The following is a 6,023-nucleotide window of genomic DNA, read 5'->3' on the forward strand; positions in this document are numbered from 1 at the left end:
AGTTGTCAGTTGTCAGTTGTCAGTTGTCAGTTGTCAGTTGTCAGTTGTCAGTTGTCAGTTGTCAGTTGTCAGTTGTCGGTTGTCAGTTGTCGGTTGTCAGTTGTCAGTTGGGAAAATTCCCAATTACCTTTTTGCCAATCACCTTTTCCCCAATTACCCATTCCATTACCAATGACTGCTGACTAATGGCTAATGACTGCTGACTAATCACTAATGACTAATGACTAATGACTACTGACTACTGACCCATAACTAATGGCACTTCTGTCAAGTGCATAAACAAGATTCTGCTGCCAATAAAAATCAAAATTGCGCCCCCCAAAAATTCAATTTTATTGGCAAACAAGTTTCCGCATTTGTGACCGATAAACACGCCTGCAAAAGCTAAAAAGAAAGTAATAAATCCGATCGCAGTCACCGCAAGAGCAATAGAATCTTTCAGGACAGCAAATCCGATGCCAACTGCGAGAGCATCGATACTCGTCGCCACCGACAGCGTTATCAAAGTCCCCGTATCTAAGGGATTAAACTTTTTCTCGCATTCTTCACTTTGCAGCGATTCGTAAATCATTCTACCGCCAATGAAGCTCAAAAGCCCAAAAGCTATCCAATGGTCGATCGGTGTTATCAAAAAACTAAAAGTCAGACCGACAAACCATCCTATTACAGGCATTAAAGCTTGGAAGCCGCCGAAAAATAAGGCGATTTTTAAAGCTTTATTGACCTTCATGTGTTTGATTGCTAAACCGCTAGAAACAGCAACAGCAAAAGCATCTGCTGCTAGGCCCAAGGAAAGGAAGACGGTAGTGGCTGCATCCATTTTTGTAAACTGTTAGATGTTATAGGGAAAGTGTTCCTCTTGACTGTTTTACTTTACACTAAATTTTAATAAAATTGCACTTTTTTCATATTTCATTCATTTTTAAATCACATTGCTTTCATAATTGGCGGTGTTGAAAAAATCCGCGTTTAGCTGTATTGTGATGAAAAATTATCAACTAAATTCCTGGACGCAGAAAGTGGTTTGACGCGCTAGCTATAGCGGTAAGGTGAGCAATGCGAAACCTGCAATATAGAACCCATTTGATATCTATAGCAATCCTAAATGATTTGTGTAATTCTTGTAGGGGCAAACCCCCCGTGGTTGCCCCTAGATGCTGGGGTAGGCACAGGGGCACTACCCCCTACAAATCCTCATGAATGATTTAGGATTGCTATATTCTGCGTAAATCTCAGAAACCGGGTTTCTCTATTTCTCGTCACCACACCAAAGACTCGTAGAAACCCGGTTTCTCGCCCCTTGCGTAAGTCTTAGAAACCGGGTTTCTCTCGGTATTTCTCGTCACCAAACCCACAAACTCAAAGATGTCAAATGGGTTCTATAGAGGTTCTGCGTCCAGGAATGAACTAGCAGTTAATGCTTCGATAAATTGAAATAAAAACTGGGCGATTGAAATCGATCCTGCACAAACTTTCGTCCACTCCAAGCGGACTAATATGGGGTCAAAAGCATTGATCGTTCACCACGATCGATAAACTGTTAAAATTTTTAATTAAACGATATTAAACGGGAATATGATTTTACAATATTAGGGACAAATTTAAACATTTCATCAACAAGTTCAGGACTTACGCACTCCGACCAAAGAAACCGGGTTTTTTACCGAATCTGCGGGTTGCGACGCGTATTTTTGTAAAAAACCCGGTTTGTAGGTTCCCATGCGTAAGTCCTAAAGTTAAGAGTTTTGTCACTAGCTGTTAATAATTTATGTGGATTATGGAAGGTGCGGACTACGCACCTTACGTTAATATGTTTGGCGTTTTTTTAAATATAGCAACTACCAATTATGTAAGGTGCGCACTGCGCACCCTACATTCCGATGTTTGGCGTTTTTTTAAATAATTAAATCTTAAAAGTTTTTCGTTCATTTCTGAAGGAAAAACTTGTTAAATATTTAATTCACAGGTTGAAACTCAAAACTATTTTCGCTGCGAAACTTTCGCGAGCGATTTGTTTAAAGAACCTTGTGAGTGTGTTCGTGCTGTTTCACATTGTCTTCAGTGCGAATGACGCGCTCGGAGTTGAGCACTCTTTTGCGTTCTAAGGAATAAGTAAAGTCGTTGCGAACTGTTCCCAAGGGAATGTGAACTTTAGCTTGGGGGCGGATTTTGTAAGTGCGGGCTGCGGCGATCGCCCGAAAGCCGAATTCTTCGCTAAACTGAGCTGATGCCGGGAAGTCAGGCAGCATTTTGGGTGATTCACCGTCGAGAACAGATCCCAAGGTTGTACCCCAAGCCATTTTATAGGATGTGGGAATTCCCTTGACAATTGCTTCCAAAGCTGCTGAGGGAATAGCTTCTATTACCTGCACTTCAAAAACTTCGCCTTCTTCTTTGATGAAGCAGGTGGCCACACCCACTGCTATGTAGTCGTCGGTGCAGAGTTCGGGAGCGTTGGGATAAACTATTGCAGTCGTCATAAAATTCTTTTGAGTTGGAGTTGAAAACAGGGAGCAAAAAATCAAGCGATTTTAGATTTTAGATTTTAGATTTCTTCCACGGATTTTTCTGGGGATTTTACTTAAAAAATCTCAAACGGGCTGTTCTAATATCTAAAATTTTTGGGTTAAGCTCCAAAGAGCCGATCGCGCCAGTGTGTCGATCGTACCACATCAAGGTAGATGCCGGATGATTCGGCAAGGATTCCCCGCCGCCACGACGTTTGCGGGAATATCTTTGACAACAACACTGCCTGCGCCGATCGTGCTATTGTCGCCAACAGTCACTCCTGGACAAATAATACTGCCGCCGCCAATCCAAACATTATTGCCAATATTAATTTCAGTGGCGAGCTCTAGACCAGAAAGCCTCATTTCCGGGTCTGTGGGGTGAAAAGCGGTGTAAATTTGCACGTTGGGGCCGCACAGTAAATTTTCGCCGATGTTAACTCGATTGCAGTCGAGAATGACGCAGCCAAAATTCATGTACAATCCGTTTCCCGCATAAATATTGCTGCCGTAGTCGCAGTAGAAAGGCGGCTCGATTTCAACTTTTGGCCCAACTGCACCGAACAATTCCGCGAGAATTTCTAACCGTTTGTCGGGTTCGTCTTCGCGGGTAGAATTGTAGGTTCTGGCGAGGCGGCGGGCTCGCTGGCGCTCTAAAATTAATTGCTCATCGGCAGCTATATACAATTCGCCGGCGAGCATTTTTTGTTTTTCGGTTTTTTCCATAGTTTTTTCTACGGTAAGAATTGGCCGTAAGAATCGGCCGTAAGAATCGGCGGAATAAGATAAGACGGCGGTTTCAACCGCGTCTATACAAACGAAGTCCGCCTCCGCGGACTGAAGAAAATAAGGTAATTTTAATCCAATACGCTTGAGATAAGACGGCGGTTTCAACCGCCCAGTCTTCTTCAACCCGCGGAGGCGGGTTTTGCTTGTATAGACGCGGTTTCAACCGCCCGGTCTTCTTGATGCTCCCGTTCTAATTGAGTCAGATTCCGATCGTACATCATACATTTACGAGTCGGGTTTGGACTGCAAACAAACGGCTAAATCTAGATTGGTTAATTGCTCAAAAGCTCGATCGATCGAGCCTTTTCCCCGCAAAAAACCCGTATTCGCAGCGGGGCAAATATATTGCAAAGTAGAGGGCGAAAATCGATCGATAATTGATTTGACGCTGTTAATTTGCCTGGGCCAGTGAAAAGTTTTTGCCGTTCTGTGCGGTACAGGGGCGGCTTCTCGGTTGGGGAGCAAGTGTCTGCCGGAAAACAGGACTCCGCCGTTGCCAGTATCATAATAAAGGCAAGAGGAACCCGGAGAGTGGCCGGGAGTCCAAAATACTTTTATTCGATCGCTCAAAGCAAATTCTCGCTCAAAAACCGTCACCTTCAAACCCGGCAGCAAATAAGCTTCCTGCTCTTGAATCAGGATATCGCACCCCGTGGCTTCCTGAATCTCCCGCGCCTTGGCTATAGCGCCGCGGTGGGTGAGGAACAGCAGTCGCACGCCGCCCTGTTGCCGCAAAAATGTTTGGTTAATCTCATCCCAAGCGGGACAATCCACCAGGATGTTACTTTGGTTTTCTACAATGAAATAGGCTGTCGCACCCAGGGTATCCCGGTTAGGCGGGAAAGCAAAGATATTGTCGAGTACGAGTCTGGGTTGTTTGGACACTGAACTCTGTTGTTTCAAGGAAGTATTTCAGAAAGGAATGGGATAAATATTATGTTCTTTTTACTATGGTTGTTCGTATTGGGACTGATATCGTACTACTTGTTGCAGAACGGCACCAGCCGCATCACCAAGACTCCGATCTGGCTGCTGTGGCTGGTAATGATGGCGCCGGCGCTGATTTGGACTGGTTGGGCTTTAGTTAACGGCGCGAGCAAAACAGTACCGCCGGAGTTGGTAATTATACCTTTTCTGGTTTGCCCTTTTTTGTACTGGTTTTTAGTACAGTTGGGGCGCAAGAAAATGACCGGCGAAACTGCTGAGCAGGTAGCAGACTCGGAGACTGAACCTGCACAGCCAAAACCGCCCGTGCGCCCCATTGATGCAGCGGAAGAAGCGAGTTTGCGCGATTGTTTTCCTTGGTCAATTTACTTTTTGCGGGATTTGGAATTTCGGCCGCAGGCTGTCATTTGTCGCGGACAGTTGCGGACGAACCCGGAGGCGGCTTATCAGGCGATTCGGGAGAATGTCCAGAGGCATTTTGGCGATCGCTTTTTAGTCATATTTCAAAATAGCTTGAGCGGTCAACCTTTTTTTGCCATAGTTCCCAATCCCAGCCGCCAATCAGGGGAAACTCCTGTCAAAACCGAATCTGTAACCAGGCCGTTTTTTGCATTAGCTTTGGTGCTGATTACGGTGTTTACGACTACGATTGTCGGGGCGCAAATGGCCGGAGTTACTGAAAAAGCTTTGCAGGCAAACCCCTTAATATTGCTCCAGGGTTTGCCTTACTCGCTTTCTCTAATTACATTTTTGGGGATTCACGAATCCGGCCACTATTTAGCTGCCAGATTCTACAAAATTCGCACGACTTTGCCTTATTTTATTCCGATTCCTTTTTTCTTGGGAACTTTTGGCGCTTTCATTCAAATGCGTAGTCCAATTCCCAACCGCCGAGCTTTATTTGACATTAGTATTGCCGGCCCGCTTGCGGGTTTGGTTGCGACAGTGCCGTTGTTGATTTGGGGTTTGAATCATTCGATTATTGTACCGCTGTCTGAGAAGTCGGGAATGTTAAATTTTGAGTCTTTCACGCCTAATTTTTCGCTGCTGATGACTTTGTTGAGCAAGTTAACTTTGGGCGGGGCTTTGAATGCGGAAACTGCTATTAATTTGCATCCGGTAGCGGTGGCTGGTTATTTGGGTTTGATCGTGACGGCGTTTAATTTGATGCCGGTGGGACAATTCGACGGCGGGCACATCGTGCACGCGATGTTCGGCCAGCGAGCGAGTATGGCGATCGGGCAAGTTGCTAGACTTTGTATGCTGCTGCTTGCTTTTTTGGAACAGGGTTTGCTGCTGTGGGCAATTATTTTGTTTCTGACGCCGCTAAACGACGAACCGGCGTTGAATGATGTCAGCGAATTGGATAACCGGCGGGATTTTTTGGGGTTGCTGGCGATCGGGCTTTTGTTAATTATTTTGTTGCCCGCGCCCCGGGTACTCGTTCAATGGTTAAATGTTTAGAAGGAAGTTCGGCAACGGATGAGTGTAACGGATGTAACGGATAGAAGAAAGAGGGCAGAAGGGTTGAGTTATCGGGCGAGAGAAAGAAGAGGGAAGAAGGAAGAAAAGAGAGGTTTACCAATTCTGCAAGGGTTGCTATATTAGGACTTACGCGGTGAGAAACCGGGTTTCTTCCTAGAGACTTCGCTACCAAAACAAGATTTTTCGCAGAAACCCGGTTTCTTTGGTGGAATTTTTTATAAAAAAAAGTTCGGCAAGGGGAAAACTCATCGGCTTTAGCCATGAGATGTAAGCGGCACGGGCGGTTTTAACCGCCGT

Annotated in this window: 6 protein-coding genes; 2 read left to right on the forward strand and 4 right to left on the reverse strand. The window is 45.2% G+C overall.

Annotated features, from left to right (window positions below; translation table 11 throughout):
* Positions 1-182, forward strand: a 182-nt coding sequence (locus QUB70_RS31350; protein WP_442927858.1) for a hypothetical protein, incomplete at its 5' end; no start/stop codon positions are given.
* A gap of 56 nt (positions 183-238) precedes the next feature.
* On the opposite strand, the gene QUB70_RS31355 is transcribed toward QUB70_RS31350, so the two are convergent.
* The 4 genes from QUB70_RS31355 to QUB70_RS31370 all read right to left on the reverse strand — a co-directional run bounded on the left by QUB70_RS31355 (position 239) and on the right by QUB70_RS31370 (position 4,199).
* Positions 239-820 carry a manganese efflux pump MntP gene (locus QUB70_RS31355; protein ID WP_332985665.1) on the reverse strand — a complete coding sequence of 194 codons (582 nt, stop codon included), beginning with the start codon at positions 818-820 and terminating at the stop codon, positions 239-241.
* A gap of 1,195 nt (positions 821-2,015) precedes the next feature.
* Complete coding sequence (locus tag QUB70_RS31360; RefSeq protein ID WP_332985666.1) at positions 2,016-2,480, reverse strand: hypothetical protein; 465 nt, start codon at positions 2,478-2,480, stop codon at positions 2,016-2,018.
* A gap of 192 nt (positions 2,481-2,672) precedes the next feature.
* A complete protein-coding gene (locus tag QUB70_RS31365; RefSeq protein WP_332985668.1) occupies positions 2,673-3,233 on the reverse strand; it encodes a sugar O-acetyltransferase in 561 nt (186 codons plus the stop codon).
* A 288-nt stretch (positions 3,234-3,521) separates the two neighbouring features.
* Positions 3,522-4,199, reverse strand: coding sequence for an MBL fold metallo-hydrolase (locus tag QUB70_RS31370; protein ID WP_332985669.1), 678 nt, complete (start codon positions 4,197-4,199; stop codon positions 3,522-3,524).
* Positions 4,200-4,232: 33 nt separating this feature from the next.
* On the opposite strand from QUB70_RS31370, the gene QUB70_RS31375 reads away from it, so the two are divergent.
* Entirely contained in the window at positions 4,233-5,705 is a 1,473-nt protein-coding gene (locus QUB70_RS31375) for a site-2 protease family protein (protein WP_332985670.1), read from the forward strand.
* Positions 5,706-6,023 lie beyond the last annotated feature (318 nt).

This window comes from Microcoleus sp. A003_D6 (genome assembly GCF_036702825.1).
Classification (GTDB): domain Bacteria; phylum Cyanobacteriota; class Cyanobacteriia; order Cyanobacteriales; family Microcoleaceae; genus Microcoleus.

Bases quoted from the DNA above. Each gene is read 5' to 3' on its own strand.
- QUB70_RS31360 (WP_332985666.1), bottom strand. From the start codon at position 2,480: ATGACGACTGCAATAGTTTATCCCAACGCTCCCGAACTCTGCACCGAC.
- QUB70_RS31365 (WP_332985668.1), bottom strand. From the start codon at position 3,233: ATGGAAAAAACCGAAAAACAAAAAATGCTCGCCGGCGAATTGTATATA.
- QUB70_RS31375 (WP_332985670.1), top strand. From the start codon at position 4,233: ATGTTCTTTTTACTATGGTTGTTCGTATTGGGACTGATATCGTACTAC.
- QUB70_RS31355 (WP_332985665.1), bottom strand. From the start codon at position 820: ATGGATGCAGCCACTACCGTCTTCCTTTCCTTGGGCCTAGCAGCAGAT.